Here is a 16,875-nt window from a genome sequence, read left to right on the forward strand (position 1 = left end):
CCTGGACACATGCCACGCAGCCTGAAAAAAGGTCCTTTCGTTGACCAGCACCTCTTTGTGAAGGTAGCCAGGGAAAACGAAAAGGGCACCAAGAACGTCATCAAGACCTGGTCCCGCCGTTCGATGATCGTCCCCGACATGCTCGGACACACGATTGCCGTACACGACGGACGCAAGCACATCCCCGTGTTTGTCACTGAGTCGATGGTCGGGCACAAGCTCGGCGAATTCGCTCCCACGCGGACATTCCGCGGCCATGTCAAGGACGACCGTAAGGGCAAGCGCCGCTAGGCGCCTGCACTTACGTCAAAGACGAGAGAAGGAAAGCAATGGAAGCCAAGGCAATTGCGCGTCACATCCGCGTAACGCCTATGAAGGCCCGGCGCGTCGTCAACCTTGTTCGTGGTAAGCAAGCGAATGAGGCTCTGGCAATTCTGAAGTTTGCCCCGCAGGCAGCTTCGGAGCCGGTTTTCAAGGTAGTTCAGTCGGCAATCTCCAACGCCCGGGTCCTCGCGGACCGCGACGGCGTGGCGTTTGACGAAGGTGACCTCATCATCAGCGAAGCGTTTGTTGATGAAGGCCCGACCATGAAGCGGTTCCAGCCGCGAGCCCAGGGTCGTGCATTTCAGATCAAGAAGCGCACGAGCCACATCACCGTGGTAGTCGCTACCCCGGAGAAAGAGGAGGCTCGCTAAGTGGGACAGAAAGTTAACCCGCACGGGTTCCGACTCGGCATCACCACCGATCACGTATCGCACTGGTTTGCTGACAGCACCAAGGCCGGACAGCGGTACAAGGACTTCGTTCGCGAAGACATCCGCATCCGCCAGCTCATGTCCACGGGCATGGAACGCGCCGGTATCGCCAAGGTCGAAATCGAGCGCACCCGCGACCGTGTCCGTGTGGATATCCACACGGCACGTCCGGGCATCGTCATCGGCCGCCGCGGTGCAGAAGCAGACCGCATCCGCGGCGAGCTCGAAAAGCTCACCGGCAAGCAGGTTCAGCTGAACATCCTCGAGGTCAAGAACCCCGAGATGGAAGCCCAGCTTGTTGCCCAGGGCGTTGCTGAGCAGCTGACTTCCCGCGTGGCATTCCGCCGTGCAATGAAGAAGGCCATGCAGTCCGCACAGCGTGCCGGTGCCAAGGGCATCCGGATCGCTTGCTCGGGTCGATTGGGCGGGGCCGAAATGTCCCGCTCGGAGTTCTACCGCGAAGGCCGTGTGCCCCTGCACACCCTCCGCGCGAACATCGACTACGGCTTCTACGAGGCCAAGACCACCTTCGGCCGCATCGGCGTGAAGGTCTGGATCTACAAGGGTGACGTCACCGCCAAGGAACTGGCCCAGCAGGCAGCTGCTGCTCCGTCCCGCGGCCGTGGTGCCAGCGACCGCCCGGGCCGCCCGGGTGGCGCTGACCGTGGTGACCGCCGTCGTCGTAACGACCGCCCGGCTGAGGCAGCGCCCGTCGCTGCCGAAGCACCGGCTGTTGAAGCCGGTGCCGCAGGCTCGGCTCAGTCAGTAGAAGGAGGACAGGCTTAAATGCTTATCCCACGTCGAGTCAAGCACCGTAAGCAGCACCACCCGGGTCGTTCCGGCGCTGCTACGGGCGGCACCAAGGTCTCCTTCGGTGAATGGGGTATCCAGGCGCTGAGCCCGGCCTACGTCACGAACCGTCAGATCGAATCTGCCCGTATCGCGATGACCCGCCACATCAAGCGTGGCGGAAAGGTCTGGATCAACATCTACCCGGACCGTCCGTTGACGAAGAAGCCGGCCGAAACCCGCATGGGTTCCGGTAAGGGTTCTCCGGAATGGTGGGTCTCAAACGTCAAGCCGGGCCGGGTTCTCTTCGAGATCTCCGGTGTCGAGGAATCGGTTGCCCGCGAGGCACTGCGCCTGGCGATCCACAAGCTCCCGTTGAAGGCACGCATTTTGCGTCGCGAAGGTGGTGAATAGAAATGTCAGTAGGATCCAAGGAACTTGCATCCGCACAGCTGGACGGTTTCGACAACGAGCGACTCGTTGAAGAACTCCGTAAGGCCAAGGAAGAGCTGTTCAACCTGCGTTTCCAGTCCGCCACCGGTCAGCTGGAGAACCACGGTCGTCTGCGCGCGGTAAAGAAGGACATCGCACGCATCTACACCGTTCTCCGTGAGCGCGAGCTGGGCATTCGTGCCGAGGTTGCCGCACCGGTTGTGGAAGCCAAGGAAGAAAAGAAGTCCAAGAAGGCTGCAACCAAGAAGGCCGAAAAGGCTGAGACGGTTGAAACCGAGGAGGACGCCAAGTGAGTGAAAAGGACGAGAACGTGACGGAAACTGTTTCCGACGCAGCCACGGCTGCCGAGCGCGGTGACCGTAAGACGAAGCGCGGCTACGTCGTCTCGGACAAGATGGAAAAGACCATCGTTGTCCAGGTCGAAGACCGCGTCAAGCACGCCCTGTACGGCAAGGTCCTGCGCCGCAACACGAAGATCAAGGCTCACGACGAAGAGAACAGCGCCGGCATCGGCGACCTGGTACTCCTCGCCGAGACCCGCCCGCTGTCCGCTACCAAGCGGTGGCGCCTGGTGGAGATCATCGAAAAGGCCAAGTAAGGCCTGATCTGCGGAAGCCCTCGTTCCCCTCTCGGGAACGGGGGCTTCTGTTATGCCGGGGGAGCGCCGGTGCCGGCGGCCGTGCTCACGGCCGTTTCTGCCAGGGCCCCCAGGCGTGCTAGGATATTGAGTTTGTATGGCGCTCTCGTGCGCCGTCATCAACCTCGTAAACAATCGTGCCACGGCATAGTGCCCCCTTGTGCTCCATTCGGAGTCCGCTTGGGGTGCAAATGCTGCTGGAACGGGCGTTTAGGCCTGGTCTGGCAAAATCCAGGCAGGTCAAGAGACACCCCGATCTACCGTTCCGCAAGGCTCATCCCGTAGCAAGATCTCGGTCTGAGAACCCGCGCGACGCAAGGAGTAAATAGTGATTCAGCAGGAGTCGCGACTCAAGATTGCCGACAACACGGGTGCTAAGGAAATCCTTACCATTCGCGTTCTCGGTGGGTCTGGCCGTCGCTACGCAGGCATTGGCGACGTTATCGTCGCTACCGTCAAGGACGCAATTCCGGGCGGCAACGTAAAGAAGGGCGACGTCGTCAAGGCTGTCATCGTCCGTACCAAGAAGGAACGCCGCCGTGCGGATGGTTCCTATATCAAGTTTGACGAGAACGCAGCTGTGATCCTGAAGGCTGACGGTGACCCCCGCGGTACCCGCATCTTCGGACCGGTTGGTCGTGAACTTCGCGATAAGAAGTTCATGAAGATCGTTTCTCTGGCTCCGGAGGTGCTTTAGTCCATGGCTAAGATCAAAAAGGGTGACCTCGTTCAGGTCATCACTGGCGCCAAGGCTGAGCGCGGCGGCGACAAGGGCAAGCAGGGCAAGGTTCTGCGCGTCTTCCCCGAGACCAACCGCGTGTTGGTCGAAGGCATCAACCGCGTAACCAAGCACACTAAGGTCGGTCAGTCGCAGCGCGGCACCAAGACCGGTGGCATCGAGGTCGTTGAGGCTTCGATCCACATCTCCAACGTGGCTCTGGTTGACCCCTCCACCAAGAAGCCCACCCGCGTCGGTTTCCGCACCGAGACCGTTGAGCGCGATGGCGTGAAGCGTGAAGTGCGTGTCCGCGTGGCCAAGAGCTCAGGGAAGGACATCTAATGACTGAGACTCTCGAGACTCCGGCAAGCAAGATCGTTCCTCGTCTGAAGACCAAGTACGCCGATTCCATCAAGGGCTCGCTCGTTGAGGAATTCCAGTACCAGAACGTCAACCAGGTTCCCCGTCTGGTCAAGGTCGTTGTGAACATGGGTGTTGGAGATGCCGCCAAGGACTCCAAGCTGATCGACGGCGCTGTCCGCGATCTGACCCTGATCACCGGCCAGAAGCCGCAGGTAACCAAGGCCCGCAAGTCGATCGCACAGTTCAAGCTGCGCGAAGGCATGCCGATCGGTGCACACGCAACTCTGCGTGGGGACCGCATGTGGGAATTCCTGGACCGTCTGGTCACGCTGGCTCTGCCGCGTATCCGCGACTTCCGGGGCCTCAGCGGCAAGCAGTTCGACGGCAACGGCAACTACACCTTCGGTCTTACCGAGCAGGTTATGTTCCACGAGATCGACCAGGATTCCATCGACCGCGTACGCGGCATGGACATCACCGTCGTGACCACTGCCAAGACCGACGACGAAGGCCGCGCGCTGCTTAAGGCGCTTGGCTTCCCGTTCAAGACCGAAGATTAATCTAGCTACGTAAAAGGTCCGCCGCGCAGGTCCCGACTTCGTTCGGAACAATCAGCACGGCGGAAACCGTTATGAGGAAGGGCAAGAGCCCACCATGACAATGACAGATCCCGTCGCAGACATGCTTACGCGTCTGCGCAACGCAAACTCGGCATACCACGATTCCGTGTCTATGCCGTACAGCAAGCTCAAGGCACGCGTTGCCGACATCCTGAAGGCCGAAGGTTACATCGCCTCCTGGAAAGAAGAAGACGCTGAGGTTGGCAAGAAGCTGACCCTCGAGCTCAAGTTCGGTCCGAACCGCGAGCGTTCAATCGCTGGCGTTCGTCGTATTTCCAAGCCGGGACTGCGCGTTTACGCAAAGTCCACCAACCTGCCGCACGTGCTCGGTGGCCTGGGTGTCGCAATCCTGTCCACCTCTTCCGGCCTCTTGACTGACAAGCAGGCCGGCAAGAAGGGCGTGGGCGGCGAAGTCCTCGCTTACGTCTGGTAACGGGAAAGGAAGAGAATAATGTCACGTATTGGACGTCTCCCCATCACCGTTCCTGCCGGCGTTGAGGTCAAGGTTGACGGCTCTGTCGTCAATGTCAAGGGTTCCAAAGGCGAGCTGAGCCACACTGTGGCCAGCCCGATCGAGGTTTCCCTGGAAGATGGCACCCTGACTGTCGCCCGCCCGAACGACGAGCGCGCCTCACGTTCGCTGCACGGCCTGACCCGCACCCTGATCGCCAACATGATCCAGGGTGTCACCGCAGGCTACGAGAAGAAGCTTGAAATCGTCGGTACCGGTTACCGCGTTCAGGCCAAGGGTTCTGACCTGGAGTTCGCTCTGGGCTACAGCCACCCGGTCAACGTCTCGGCACCGAACGGCATCACCTTTGCAGTTGAGACCCCGACCAAGCTCTCTGTTTCAGGTATTTCCAAGCAGCAGGTCGGCGAGGTTGCTGCCAACATTCGCAAGCTGCGGAAGCCGGACCCCTATAAGGGCAAGGGCATCCGCTACGCCGGCGAAGTCATCCGCCGCAAGGTCGGAAAGGCTGGTAAGTAACCATGGCCATCGCAATTAATAAGAAGCGTACGAACAAGAGCAAGTCTGCCAAGCGCAGCCGCCGCCAGCTTCGTATCCGCAAGCGCATCTCCGGAACGGCTGTACGTCCTCGTCTGGTCGTCAACCGCTCCGCCCGCCACGTATTCGTCCAGGTTGTCGATGACAGCAAGGGGCCTGACCGTAGCGAGCGCCTCCACCCTGGAAGCCGACCTTCGTGCATTCGATGGTGACAAGACTGCCAAGGCCAAGCGCGTTGGCGAACTCGTCGCCGAGCGTGCCAAGGCTGCCGGTGTCGAAGCAGTCGTCTTCGACCGCGGTGGTAACAAGTACCACGGCCGGATCGCTGCTGTTGCTGACGGCGCCCGTGAAGGTGGGCTGTCACTGTGACCGAAAATAACGAAAAGGACATTCAGGTGACTGAAGCTGTAGCTGCTCCGGCAACTGAGACCGCTGCGCCTGCTGCTGCCGCTGACGGCGCCCGTGGTGGCGCTCGTCGTGGCGAGCGTGGCGACCGCGGCCAGGGCCAGGGTCGTGGTGACCGTGGTGGCCGTGGTGGCCGCGACGGCGGCCGCGAAGCCGAAAAGAGCCAGTTCGTAGAGCGCGTTGTAACCATCAACCGTGTTTCCAAGGTCGTCAAGGGTGGTCGTCGCTTCAGCTTCACCGCACTCGTCGTCGTTGGTGACGGTAACGGTATGGTCGGCGTCGGCTACGGCAAGGCCAAGGAAGTTCCCGCCGCTATCGCGAAGGGCGTTGAAGAGGCCAAGAAGTCCTTCTTCCGCGTTCCCCGCATCGGCAGCACCATCCCGCACCGCGTCCAGGGTGAGGCCGCCGCAGGCGTCGTTATGCTGCGCCCGGCTTCCGCGGGTACCGGTGTTATCGCCGGCGGTCCGGTCCGTGCAGTATTGGAGTGCGTGGGCATCCACGACATCCTCTCCAAGTCGCTCGGTTCCTCGAACGCCATCAACATCGTGCACGCGACCGTTGATGCGCTCAAGCGCCTCGAAGAGCCGGCAGCAGTGGCAGCACGCCGCGGCCTGCCCCTCGACGAGATCGCTCCTCCGGCAATGGTCAAGGCGCTTCTGAACCAGAAGGCAGGTGTCTGAGCAATGGCAAAGAACGTGCTTGTCTCCGATGCACAGTTGGAGATCACTCAGATTAAGTCCGCCATTGGCGGCAAGCAGAACCAGCGCGACACCCTTCGGTCCCTCGGCCTGAAGCGGATCGGACACACCGTTGTCCGCACCGCCGACGCCGTGACCGTCGGAATGGTCAACACGGTTCCGCACCTGATTAAGGTAGAGGAGGCGAAGTAAATGGCCGAGAACAAAACTGCCGAGAAGGCACAGGGCGCCGCTGAGAAGCAGAACGCACTGAAGGTTCACCACCTGCGTCCCGCCCCCGGTGCCAAAACCGCCAAGACCCGTGTTGGTCGTGGCGAAGGCTCCAAGGGTAAGACCGCCGGTCGCGGTACCAAGGGTACGAAGGCCCGTTACCAGATCAAGGCTGGCTTTGCCGGCGGCCAGCTGCCGCTGCACATGCGCCTGCCGAAGCTGCGCGGCTTCAAGAACCCGTTCCGGGTTGAGTTCCAGGTCGTAAACCTGGACAAGCTCAACGAGCTGTTCCCGGAAGGTGGCTCAGTCACCGTGGAGAACCTGGTCGAAAAGGGTGCCGTTCGCAAGAACCAGCCCGTCAAGGTGCTTGGCACCGGCGACATCACCGTCAAGGTTGACGTCACCGTCCACGCATTCTCGGCCAGCGCCGCAGAAAAGATTGCTGCAGCAGGCGGAACCACCACCGCCCTCTAAGGGCGGCGGTGTATCAGCCCGTTGTTGAACTCCCGGTACCGCAGGCTACAGGCCTGTGGTGCCGGGAGTTTTTCGATTTTTTGGGGACCGCCGATTGTTCGCAGGGCGCATCCACCCGTTAGACTCGAACGTTGGGTTCTATTGACCTGTCTCACAAGACTTTACTTATTACTCAGGAGGACGCTTGCTTAGCGCATTTGGCCGGGCCTTTCGCACGCCTGATCTGCGACGCAAGTTGTTGTTCACGCTGGGAATCATCACAATCTTCCGCTTGGGTGCCTTCATCCCCTCGCCTGGTGTGAACTACCAGAATGTCCAGCAATGCTTGCAGAACGGTCAGACCACGGGCGGGATCTACCAGCTCGTCAACCTGTTCAGCGGCGGTGCATTGCTGCAGGTATCAATCTTCGCCCTCGGCATCATGCCGTACATTACGGCGAGCATCATTGTGCAGCTACTCCGGGTGGTCATTCCCCGGTTCCAGCAGCTGCATGAAGAAGGCGCGTCGGGCCAGTCGCAACTGACCCAGTACACCCGCTACCTCACCATCGCCCTGGGGCCTGCTGAATGCCACGACACTGGTGTCGCTCGCGCGGTCCGGTCAGCTGCTGCCGAACTGCCAGCTGCCGATCATCCCGGATTCCTCGATCATCACCACGGTCCTGCTCATCATCACGCTGACGGCCGGTACCGGCCTGATCATGTGGATGGGTGAACTCGTCACCGAAAAGGGTGTCGGCAACGGCATGTCGCTGCTGATCTTCACCTCTATCGCCGCCGGCTTCCCCGGTGCACTCGGAGCGATCTGGACCGCACAGGGTCCCGGAACGTTCTTTATGGTTCTTGTCATCGGCCTGCTGACGGTCGCGCTCGTGGTCTTCGTGGAGCAGTCGCAGCGCAGGATCCCGGTGCAGTACGCCAAGCGCATGATCGGGCGGCGCACCGTGGGTGGCACCAGCACCTACATCCCCATTAAGGTCAACATGGCCGGCGTCATCCCGGTCATCTTTGCCTCGTCGATGCTGTACCTGCCGGGCCTGATCTCACAGTTCAACCAGCCCCAGGCCGGCGAGCCGATTGCCTTCTGGGTGGAGTGGATCAACAACAACCTGGTCCGCGGCGACCAGCCGATCTACATGGTGCTGTATTTCGCCATGATTGTGTTTTTCACCTACTTCTATGTTGGGATTACTTTCAACCCTGAAGAGGTCTCGGACAACATGAAGAAGTACGGCGGCTTCATTCCGGGCATCCGTGCCGGCAAGCCGACAGCGGATTATCTTCAGTACGTACTTTCCCGGATCACCCTGCCCGGCGCCCTCTACCTGGGCTTCGTGGCTCTGATCCCGCTGATTGCGCTGGTTCTGATCAACGCCAACCAGAACTTCCCGTTCGGCGGCACCTCGATCCTGATCATGGTGGGCGTCGGTCTGGAGACCGTGAAGCAGATCGATGCGCAGCTGCAGCAACGTCACTACGAAGGGCTTTTGCGATGACGAGAATGTTGATTATTGGACCCCCCGGTTCCGGCAAGGGAACGCAGGCGGAACGCATTTCAGAGCGCCTCGGCGTCGTTGCGATCTCCACCGGCGACATCTTCCGTGCCAACGTCAAAGGCGAAACGCCGCTGGGCGTAGAAGCGAAGAAGTACATGGACGCCGGTGATTTTGTACCGGACAGCGTGACCAACAAGATGGTCCGTGACCGGCTCGGTGAGGACGACGTCGACGGCGGCTTCCTCCTGGACGGCTACCCGCGCACCACCGCGCAGGTCGACTACCTCGACGGGATCCTTGCCACGGGCGAGCAGAAGCTCGACGTCGTCCTGCAGCTGACGGCCGACGACGAGGAACTCGTCACCCGGCTGCTGGGCCGCGCGAAGGAAACCGGCCGCAGCGATGACAATGAAGCCGTCATCCGGCACCGGCTTGACCTCTATCACGGCCAGACCGAGGCCGTCGTGGCGAAGTACGCCGAGCGCGGCATCCTGACCCAGGTCGACGGAATCGGCGGCATCGACGAGGTCACAGACCGCGTGATGCAGGCCATCAAAGCGGCCCAGTCGGCCTGACCCGCCACCTGACATCGAGAGGCTCCTCCCGGACCACCGGGAGGAGCCTCCGGCATTTTTGCTCCACTCCGCCCCAGGCGGACACCGGCACCACTGAAAGGAACGCTGCAGATGGCATTCGGCCAGCCCCGCATCGAATACAAGTCCAACTCCCAGATGCGCACCATGGTCCAGGCTGGCCTCGTCCTCAGCCGCGCCCTGGATGCTGCGGTGGCCGCAGCCATTCCCGGCAAAACCACGCGGGACCTTGATGGTGTCTTCGCCGCAGTCCTCAAGGAGGCCGGCGCCACCTCCAATTTCCTGGGCTACCACGGCTTCCCCGCTACCATCTGCACATCGGTCAATGAGGAAGTCGTCCACGGCATCCCCGGCGACCGTGTCCTCCAGGACGGTGACATTCTCTCCATCGACGGCGGGGCGATTGTGGAAGGGTGGCACTCCGACTCGGCCCGGACCGTAATCGTGGGGACGGCCGATCCGGAAGACCAGCGGCTGTCCGACGTCACCGAAGCCGCCATGTGGCGCGGCATCGCGGCCCTGGCCACCGGAAAGTTCGTTGGGGACATCGGAAACGCCATTGACGACTACGTCTCCGCCGTACCGGGGAAGCCGCTCGGCATCCTGGAAGACTACGTCGGCCACGGCATCGGCTCCGAAATGCACATGGCCCCGGATGTCCTGAACTTCCGCACAACCCACCGAGGGCCCAAGATCCGGCCGGGACTGTGCCTCGCGATCGAGCCCATGCTGGTGCGCGGGAGCATCGACACAGCCGTCCTCGCGGACGACTGGACCGTTGTCACCACCGACGGCAAGCGTTCGTGCCAGTGGGAACACTCCGTGGCCGTGCATGAGAAGGGTATCTGGGTTCTCTCGGCGCCCGACGGGGGAGCCTCGAAACTCGCGCCGCTTGGCGTCGTGCCCGTCCCGGTTCCCTAGCGACACACGCAACCGCCTGCGACACCCAATATCCCTGGCGCTACCGGAATACCGGCAGCGCCAGGGATTTTGCGTAGCGCCAGAAAACCTGCGCGTCGGGCAGGACGGCGGGGCAGAATGGGAGCCATGGGAATGATCACCGATGTAGCCGGAATCCGGGTGGGGCACGTCCACAGGAGCGGTGCCGGCTGGCTCAGCGGGGTCACGGTGGTGCTGCCGCCGCCAGGCACCGTCGGATCCGTCGACGTCCGCGGCGGCGGCCCGGGCACGCACGAAACGGATGCGCTGGAGCCCACAACCCTCACCTCCGCGGTGGACGCAGTCGTGCTCACGGGGGGATCCGCGTTCGGCCTCGTCGCGGCACACGGCGCCCAGCGGTGGTGTGAGGAGAATGGCCGGGGCTTTGCCGTTCCCGGAGGAGTGGTCCCGATCGTCCCGGCGGCGGCCATCTTTGACCTTGGACGCGGAGGAAACTTCTCCGCCCGTCCGGATGAGTCCATGGGCTATGCGGCTGCCGCTGCGGCTGCCGCCCGGGCCGAGGGGCACGACGTCGAACGCGGCAACGTCGGCGCCGGCACCGGAGCGGCGATTGGCGGGGGCCAGTTCAAAGGGGGAGTAGGTACAGCCTCCGTCACCCTCGGGAACGGCGTGACCGTCGGCGCCATAGCCATCGTCAACGCGCTGGGACTGCCCTTCGAATGCGGTTCGGGTAACCCCGAACCCTCCGCTCGCCCGCTCGTTCCTCGCTCAGGCGCGCGCTTCCGGGTTCCCGATTCCCCGAACACGATCACGCCGCCGCTGAACACCACGCTCGTTGTGGTTGCCACCAATGCCGTGCTGGACAAAGCCGAATGCAAACGCACAGCGGCCGCAGCGCACGCCGGGCTGGCCAGGGCGTTGGACCCGAGCCACACACTCGCCGACGGGGACACCGTGTTTGCCCTTTCCACCGGCGCCGTCGCGCTGGACCGCAGCACAGAATCCGTGCGCCAACTGAGCCTGATCACGCTGCAAAGCGCCGCGGCCGACGTCGTCCGGCTGGCGATTCTCGACGGAATCGCCAGGGGCCGAGGCGGTGTCCACCTCCGCGGCGAACCTCGCGGCCTACCGGTGGTGAGTGCGCGGGACGCCCACGTACGTTACGATTGCTGGTTTCGACCACGGATTTAACAATCCCGCCGTCATGGCGTAGTGTGGTCTGTTGGTTGTCTGCCCTGTTGTGCCCTTTTGTGGCCGGGAGGCATCAGCCAATCAATCAAAAACGTCCGCAGTCATGACCGGTGCAAACCGGGAGGCGGCGGCAACAACAGTTAGCGGAGGGTATGGCCAAGAAGGACGGGGTCATTGAGATCGAGGGCGTTGTGACCGAGGCGCTGCCTAACGCGATGTTTCGCGTTGAGCTCACCAACAAGCACATCGTTCTGGCACACATCTCTGGAAAGATGCGCCAGCACTACATCAGGATTCTCCCTGAGGACCGGGTAGTGGTGGAGCTGAGCCCGTACGACCTGACACGTGGTCGTATCGTCTACCGCTACAAGTAAACACTGGGCGGGCCCGGGCAACAGTCCGCGGCCGGTCCAGGTGACCAACTGCCACACGCAAAGGAACGCCATGAAGGTCAAGCCGAGCGTCAAGCAGATCTGCGAAAAGTGCAAAGTGATCCGCCGTAATGGCCGGGTCATGGTGATCTGCGAGAACCCGCGCCACAAGCAGCGCCAGGGCTAATTTTCCCTCTGGGGAAAATCCTGGGTTGCTAACCCACGCAAGTAAATACAAGGCAGCACAAGCTGATCTGGGACATTGAGCACTAAAGAGTCCGGACAGCTGACCCCCGGTCGGAGGCTGGGGCCGCAGAGAACATGCGGGTGTACTGCCTACGACCTCCGGTTTATTCAAGGAGCACTGCCTCTATGGCTCGTCTCGCTGGCGTAGACATTCCCCGCGAAAAGCGGTTGGAAATTGCGCTTACTTACATCTACGGCGTGGGCAAGACCCGTGCACACGAAACCCTGACTGCCACCGGCATCAGCGCCGATGTCCGGGTCAAGGACCTGACAGACGCGCAGCTGGTTGAGCTTCGTGACTACATTGAAGGCAACTACAAGGTTGAGGGTGACCTTCGCCGCGAGGTAGCCGCTGATATCCGCCGCAAGGTTGAAATCGGCAGCTACGAAGGCCTGCGCCACCGCAAGGGCCTGCCCGTACGCGGACAGCGTACGAAGACCAACGCCCGTACCCGCAAGGGCCCGAAGCGTACCGTCGCCGGCAAGAAGAAGGCCCGTTAGGCCCTGAGGGTCTAGCTCGGTTTTCACCCGATAACTTTCTGTAGGAGAAAAAATGCCCCCGAAGACTCGTGGCGCGGTTCGCAAGCCGCGTAAGAAGGACAAGAAGAATATCGCGCTGGGCCAGGCGCACATCAAGAGCACTTTTAACAACACCATCGTTTCCATCACGGATCCGAACGGTGCCGTTATTTCCTGGGCTTCCTCCGGTGAGGTTGGCTTCAAGGGCTCACGTAAGTCCACCCCGTTCGCTGCCCAGATGGCTGCCGAAGCCGCCGCAAAGCGTGCACAGGAGCACGGTATGCGCAAGGTTGACGTATTCGTCAAGGGCCCGGGTTCCGGTCGCGAAACCGCCATCCGTTCGCTGCAGGCTGCTGGCCTCGAAGTTGGATCCATCCAGGATGTAACCCCCAGCGCCCACAACGGCTGCCGTCCGCCCAAGCGCCGCCGCGTCTAAGGCTTCCCAGCGCACTGGAGCTTGCCCGGGCCTTCCATGGTCCGGGCAGGCCCGGCCGCGTTAAGTCTTCAGACCGATTTTTCCACCACCTGTGTTGCGTCATATAGCGGATGCTCGCCGAAAGGAAACCTAAGTGCTCATTGCACAGCGCCCCACCCTCTCCGAAGAGGTCGTCTCCGAAAACCGCTCACGGTTCATCATTGAACCGCTGGAGCCGGGCTTCGGTTACACCCTCGGAAACTCCCTCCGCCGTACCCTGCTCTCCTCCATCCCCGGTGCCTCTGTCACGAGCATCCGGATCGATGGCGTGCTGCATGAGTTCACCACGGTTCCGGGTGTCAAGGAAGATGTCACTGAGATCATCCTGAACATCAAGAACCTCTCGGTTTCCTCTGAGCACGACGAGCCGGTTGTTGCCTACCTGCGCAAGCAGGGACCGGGAGTCGTCACCGCCGCGGATATCGCTCCGCCGGCCGGCGTCGAATTCCACAACCCGGATCTGCACATTGCCACGCTGAACTCGAAGGGCAAGTTCGAACTCGAACTGACCATCGAGCGCGGCCGCGGCTACGTTTCGGCAGCTCAGAACAAGTCCGGCGATTCCGAGATTGGCCGCATCCCGGTCGACTCGATTTACTCGCCGGTGCTGAAGGTTACTTTCCGCGTGGAAGCTACCCGTGTTGAGCAGCGCACCGACTTCGACAAGCTCATCGTCGACGTCGAGACCAAGCAGGCCATCGCCCCGCGCGATGCAGTTGCTTCGGCAGGTACCACCCTGGTGGAACTGTTCGGTCTGGCCCGCGAGCTGAACACCGCAGCTGAAGGTATCGAGATTGGCCCGTCGCCGACGGACGCTGCCCTGGCAGCAGACATGGCCCTGCCGATCGAGGATCTGGACCTCACCGTCCGTTCCTACAACTGCCTCAAGCGTGAGGGCATCCACACCGTGGGTGAACTCGTGGCCCGCTCCGAGGCCGACCTCATGGACATCCGTAACTTCGGTGCGAAGTCCATCGATGAGGTCAAGGCAAAGCTGGTTGAACTGGGCCTGTCCCTCAAGGACTCGCCTCCCGGTTTTGACCTCGCAGCACGCGCCGCAGCAATTGAAGAGGACGACGCCGCGTTCAGCGACGACGAACTCTAACAAACAGATCTTGGCTGGCGGACTGGATGCACCATGGTGTGCGCAGTCCACCGGCTTCCATATGAGGAGAAACTATAATGCCTACCCCCGCTAAGGGTCCGCGCCTCGGCGGCGGAGCGGCTCACGAGCGTCTTATGCTCGCGAACCTGTCCGCAGCACTGTTCGAGCACAAGCGGATCACCACCACGGTGACCAAGGCCAAGCGACTGAAGCCTTACGCTGAGCGCCTGGTGACCTTCGCCAAGCGTGGCGATCTGTCTTCCCGCCGCCGCGTGCTCGGCCTGATCAGCAACAAGGGCATCGTCCACGAGCTGTTCACCGACATCGCCCAGGCAGTGGAGAACCGCGACGGCGGATACACCCGCATCACCAAGATCGGCAACCGCAAGGGCGACAACGCTCCCATGGCTGTCATCGAACTGGTCCTCGAGCCGGTTTCGCCGAAGCAGGCTGTGGTTGCTGAAGCAACTAACGCTGCCAAGAAGGACGCTGAGAAGGCTGCCGCTCCGGCCGCCGAGGAAGAGGTCGTAGAGACCGAAACCGCCGAAGCTGCTGAGACCGAAGCTGCTCCGGCCGCTGAAACCGAAGCTGCCGCAACCGAAGAGGCTCCGGCCGCTGAGGAAACGAAGTAATTCACTGAATTCTTCGCAGTAGACTTAAGTCTATGAACGAGCTCAAACCCGCTGCCCCCGTCCTGGGGGGCGGCGGGTTTTTGCGTATCCGGCTGGATTTGGCGTACGACGGCGGCCCGTTCGCCGGGTGGGCGGTCCAGCCGGGCCTGCGCACCGTTCAGGGCATCCTGGAAGAGGCGATTGCCCTGCTGGTCCGGCGGCCGGTTCGGGTCACCGTGGCCGGCCGGACTGACGCTGGTGTCCACGCGCGCGGCCAGGTGGTCCACGCAGACCTTACAGAAGCTGAATGGCTGGCGCTGCCGCGAGGTCATGAACTCGACCCCGCAGTCGCGCTGCTCCGCCGTCTGCGCGGGGCGCTGAGCCGTGGCCTGGGCGATCTCACCGGGGCCGTTGAAGTCCACCGGGTGTCGGTGGCGCCGGAGGGCTTCGATGCCCGTTTCTCGGCCCTGTGGCGCCGGTACAGTTACCGCATTGCGGACGGCCCCGCGCTCTGGGACCCGCTGGGCCGCACCTCGACTCTTTGGCACAAGGAGCGGCTCGACGTCGGACTCCTGAATGAAGGCGCCTCGGCCCTGTTGGGACTCCAGGACTTCCGGTCCTACTGCAAGCCCCGGGAAGGCGCCACGACCATTCGGGAACTTCAGCGCTTCGAGTTCAGCCGCGGGTCCGACGGAGTTATCGTAGCCAGTGTGCAGGCCGACGCGTTTTGCCACAACATGGTGCGTTCCCTTGTGGGATCGGCACTTTTCGTCGGCGAAGGTATCGAGGCTCCCGGCTGGCTGCTGGAGCGGCTGCTGGCCCGCCAGCGGGACGCCAAGTCGGTCCTGGCAGCCCCACACCCGCTCGTGCTCGAGGAAGTGGCCTACCCCTCAGCGAGCCAGTTGCTCTCGAGGGCAGAATTGACCCGGGCCCCGGCGGGGCTAGGTGGTCTGCGGCACGAACGCCGGGAGTTTCACGGTGAACGTGCTTCCGCGGCCGGGGACGGACCGGCAGGAAATGGATCCGCCGTGGCGTTCGACGATGGTTTTGGTGATCGCCAGGCCCAGACCTGCTCCTGGGATGGTGGTCTCCCGGACGGTCGGACTCCGGTAGAAACGGGTGAAGACCCGGGTGGCATCGGCATAGCTCATGCCCATGCCGGTGTCCTTGACGTGTATCCGCACCCAGCCGTTGGCGATGCTGGCGGAGACCGTGACTGACCCGCCGTCGGGCGAGTACTTGATCGCGTTGGAAACGAGGTTGTCGAGGGCCTGGCTGAAACGAAGCGGGTCCACCTGCGCCCACAGTGGGGCGGCCAGATCGGTGGACAGCGTGACTTGTCCCTTCAGCGCATGGGCCTGCGCGGAGCTCAGACTCGTCGCCACGATGGCGGCGAGGTCTGTGCGGCGGGGGAGCACGTGGAGGGCCGAGTTTGATGACAGCAGCAGGTCCGCGACCAGGGCGAGCAGGCGCTCGGCATTGCGTTCGGCGACTTCGAGGCGGCGGACGGTTCTCGCGGGCAGGTCCTCGGCCTCAGCAAGGACCAGATCCAGGTTGCCGATGATAGAGGTCAAGGGCGTGCGGAGCTCATGCGCGACGGTGGGCAACAGATCCTCTGTAGTCTCCGCAGCATCTTCGTGCCCGGCCGGCCGGATGCCGTCACGGTCCTGGGCGAGATCCGCGGACGTGATCCGCACGCACCGAATGACGAAGGCGACGGCCAGCATCATAAGCGGGACAAGGACAGCCTCGGCCACGCGGTCGGGAACCGTTCCCGCGCCTCCTTCGAGAATCCACGGCAGGCGCGGCAGGAACGCTCCGAGGAAGCTGATCGACAGGCTGGCAGCTGTGTTGAGCCGCGATGCTGCTATCCAGATGACGGGCAGGACCAGGAGCAGGGCGGAGTCCTGCAAACCCCCGCTGTGATCCGCGGTCAGCCCGATCGCAATAAGGTCAAGAACCGGCAGGACGAGAGGCGCGGACGGCGCGAGGCGATGCCAGGGGACAAGGAACGAGGCCAGGAGCAGGGTGGCCTGCAGTCCCAGCGACCACTGACCGCGGCCGCTCTCCAGCAGGCCGGACCAGCCGTCGGGAGAGACAACGGCGTACGCCGCGACCATCAGGGTCACTGGCAGTTGGCAGAGGAAAATGAGCGCACGGAGGTCCAGCGCCGTGAGGTAGAAGTCCGAGACCCGGACCACCCGCTGTTTATTCACCGACGACTCTCCCCTTTCGCGTTG

The 16,875-nt window shown here is 62.5% G+C and carries 24 protein-coding genes and 3 pseudogenes; 26 read left to right on the forward strand and 1 reads right to left on the reverse strand.

Annotated features, from left to right (window positions below; genetic code table 11):
* The first annotated feature begins 9 nt into the window (after nucleotides 1-9).
* The 26 genes and pseudogenes from rpsS to KY499_RS15690 all read left to right on the forward strand — a co-directional run.
* Complete coding sequence (gene rpsS / locus KY499_RS15565) at nucleotides 10-291, forward strand: 30S ribosomal protein S19 (RefSeq protein WP_018773666.1); 282 nt, start codon at nucleotides 10-12, stop codon at nucleotides 289-291.
* Nucleotides 292-329: 38 nt separating this feature from the next.
* On the forward strand, nucleotides 330-695 hold the full coding sequence (gene rplV / locus KY499_RS15570; protein WP_003803798.1) for a 50S ribosomal protein L22: 366 nt from the start codon (nucleotides 330-332) through the stop codon (nucleotides 693-695).
* Entirely contained in the window at nucleotides 696-1,541 is an 846-nt protein-coding gene (gene rpsC, locus KY499_RS15575; protein WP_123257071.1) for a 30S ribosomal protein S3, read from the forward strand.
* Nucleotides 1,542-1,958: a 50S ribosomal protein L16 gene (rplP, locus tag KY499_RS15580; RefSeq protein WP_123257072.1), complete on the forward strand. Its 417-nt coding sequence runs from the start codon at nucleotides 1,542-1,544 to the stop codon at nucleotides 1,956-1,958.
* Nucleotides 1,959-1,960: 2 nt separating this feature from the next.
* Nucleotides 1,961-2,290 carry a 50S ribosomal protein L29 gene (gene rpmC, locus KY499_RS18620; protein ID WP_120951149.1) on the forward strand — a complete coding sequence of 110 codons (330 nt, stop codon included), beginning with the start codon at nucleotides 1,961-1,963 and terminating at the stop codon, nucleotides 2,288-2,290.
* The gene (gene rpsQ / locus KY499_RS15590) at nucleotides 2,287-2,595 is read left to right on the forward strand and encodes a 30S ribosomal protein S17 (RefSeq protein ID WP_123257073.1); all 309 of its coding nucleotides are present in this window, start codon (nucleotides 2,287-2,289) and stop codon (nucleotides 2,593-2,595) included. The genes rpmC and rpsQ overlap by 4 nt, the downstream gene beginning before the upstream one ends.
* 367 nt (nucleotides 2,596-2,962) lie before the next feature.
* Complete coding sequence (rplN, locus tag KY499_RS15595; RefSeq protein ID WP_123257074.1) at nucleotides 2,963-3,331, forward strand: 50S ribosomal protein L14; 369 nt, start codon at nucleotides 2,963-2,965, stop codon at nucleotides 3,329-3,331.
* A 3-nt stretch (nucleotides 3,332-3,334) separates the two neighbouring features.
* Nucleotides 3,335-3,694 carry a 50S ribosomal protein L24 gene (rplX, locus tag KY499_RS15600; protein WP_024366125.1) on the forward strand — a complete coding sequence of 120 codons (360 nt, stop codon included), beginning with the start codon at nucleotides 3,335-3,337 and terminating at the stop codon, nucleotides 3,692-3,694.
* Nucleotides 3,694-4,275 (forward strand): 50S ribosomal protein L5, encoded by a 582-nt coding sequence (gene rplE, locus KY499_RS15605; protein ID WP_123257075.1) that lies wholly within the window; start codon nucleotides 3,694-3,696, stop codon nucleotides 4,273-4,275. The genes rplX and rplE overlap by 1 nt, the downstream gene beginning before the upstream one ends.
* Nucleotides 4,276-4,369: 94 nt before the next feature.
* Entirely contained in the window at nucleotides 4,370-4,768 is a 399-nt protein-coding gene (gene rpsH / locus KY499_RS15610) for a 30S ribosomal protein S8 (RefSeq protein ID WP_056425243.1), read from the forward strand.
* Between the two features lie 18 nt (nucleotides 4,769-4,786).
* Entirely contained in the window at nucleotides 4,787-5,323 is a 537-nt protein-coding gene (gene rplF, locus KY499_RS15615; RefSeq protein ID WP_123257076.1) for a 50S ribosomal protein L6, read from the forward strand.
* A 2-nt stretch (nucleotides 5,324-5,325) separates the two neighbouring features.
* Nucleotides 5,326-5,710, forward strand: a pseudogene (rplR, locus tag KY499_RS15620) (50S ribosomal protein L18).
* Between the two features lie 26 nt (nucleotides 5,711-5,736).
* Nucleotides 5,737-6,426: a 30S ribosomal protein S5 gene (gene rpsE, locus KY499_RS15625; protein WP_183164626.1), complete on the forward strand. Its 690-nt coding sequence runs from the start codon at nucleotides 5,737-5,739 to the stop codon at nucleotides 6,424-6,426.
* A 3-nt stretch (nucleotides 6,427-6,429) separates the two neighbouring features.
* Nucleotides 6,430-6,636, forward strand: a complete 207-nt coding sequence (gene rpmD / locus KY499_RS15630) for a 50S ribosomal protein L30 (RefSeq protein ID WP_123257079.1) — start codon at nucleotides 6,430-6,432, stop codon at nucleotides 6,634-6,636.
* Complete coding sequence (gene rplO, locus KY499_RS15635; protein WP_123257080.1) at nucleotides 6,637-7,128, forward strand: 50S ribosomal protein L15; 492 nt, start codon at nucleotides 6,637-6,639, stop codon at nucleotides 7,126-7,128. It begins immediately after the preceding gene.
* Nucleotides 7,129-7,312: 184 nt separating this feature from the next.
* Nucleotides 7,313-8,624 (forward strand): annotated as a pseudogene (gene secY / locus KY499_RS15640) (preprotein translocase subunit SecY).
* A 5-nt stretch (nucleotides 8,625-8,629) separates the two neighbouring features.
* On the forward strand, nucleotides 8,630-9,199 hold the full coding sequence (locus KY499_RS15645; RefSeq protein ID WP_183164629.1) for an adenylate kinase: 570 nt from the start codon (nucleotides 8,630-8,632) through the stop codon (nucleotides 9,197-9,199).
* Between the two features lie 111 nt (nucleotides 9,200-9,310).
* Nucleotides 9,311-10,138 (forward strand): type I methionyl aminopeptidase, encoded by an 828-nt coding sequence (gene map / locus KY499_RS15650; protein WP_219885781.1) that lies wholly within the window; start codon nucleotides 9,311-9,313, stop codon nucleotides 10,136-10,138.
* Nucleotides 10,139-10,264: 126 nt separating this feature from the next.
* Entirely contained in the window at nucleotides 10,265-11,308 is a 1,044-nt protein-coding gene (locus tag KY499_RS15655) for a P1 family peptidase (RefSeq protein WP_219885782.1), read from the forward strand.
* A gap of 152 nt (nucleotides 11,309-11,460) precedes the next feature.
* Nucleotides 11,461-11,682: a translation initiation factor IF-1 gene (gene infA, locus KY499_RS15660; protein ID WP_009358723.1), complete on the forward strand. Its 222-nt coding sequence runs from the start codon at nucleotides 11,461-11,463 to the stop codon at nucleotides 11,680-11,682.
* 70 nt (nucleotides 11,683-11,752) lie between these two features.
* Nucleotides 11,753-11,866, forward strand: a complete 114-nt coding sequence (gene rpmJ, locus KY499_RS15665) for a 50S ribosomal protein L36 (protein WP_009358722.1) — start codon at nucleotides 11,753-11,755, stop codon at nucleotides 11,864-11,866.
* Between the two features lie 185 nt (nucleotides 11,867-12,051).
* Nucleotides 12,052-12,426, forward strand: coding sequence for a 30S ribosomal protein S13 (gene rpsM, locus KY499_RS15670; RefSeq protein WP_018760436.1), 375 nt, complete (start codon nucleotides 12,052-12,054; stop codon nucleotides 12,424-12,426).
* 52 nt (nucleotides 12,427-12,478) lie between these two features.
* A complete protein-coding gene (rpsK, locus tag KY499_RS15675; protein ID WP_018773682.1) occupies nucleotides 12,479-12,880 on the forward strand; it encodes a 30S ribosomal protein S11 in 402 nt (133 codons plus the stop codon).
* A gap of 133 nt (nucleotides 12,881-13,013) precedes the next feature.
* Nucleotides 13,014-14,024 (forward strand): DNA-directed RNA polymerase subunit alpha, encoded by a 1,011-nt coding sequence (locus KY499_RS15680; RefSeq protein ID WP_018773683.1) that lies wholly within the window; start codon nucleotides 13,014-13,016, stop codon nucleotides 14,022-14,024.
* A gap of 77 nt (nucleotides 14,025-14,101) precedes the next feature.
* Entirely contained in the window at nucleotides 14,102-14,656 is a 555-nt protein-coding gene (gene rplQ / locus KY499_RS15685) for a 50S ribosomal protein L17 (protein WP_219885783.1), read from the forward strand.
* Nucleotides 14,657-14,688: 32 nt separating this feature from the next.
* Nucleotides 14,689-15,567, forward strand: a pseudogene (locus KY499_RS15690) (tRNA pseudouridine synthase A); the annotation flags it as partial.
* A 9-nt stretch (nucleotides 15,568-15,576) separates the two neighbouring features.
* Here the strand turns inward: KY499_RS15690 and KY499_RS15695 are convergent.
* Complete coding sequence (locus tag KY499_RS15695) at nucleotides 15,577-16,851, reverse strand: cell wall metabolism sensor histidine kinase WalK (RefSeq protein ID WP_258190824.1); 1,275 nt, start codon at nucleotides 16,849-16,851, stop codon at nucleotides 15,577-15,579.
* Between the last annotated feature and the right edge of the window lie 24 nt (nucleotides 16,852-16,875).

The sequence above is a fragment of the Arthrobacter sp. PAMC25284 genome (assembly GCF_019443425.1).
Classification (GTDB): domain Bacteria; phylum Actinomycetota; class Actinomycetes; order Actinomycetales; family Micrococcaceae; genus Arthrobacter; species Arthrobacter oryzae_A.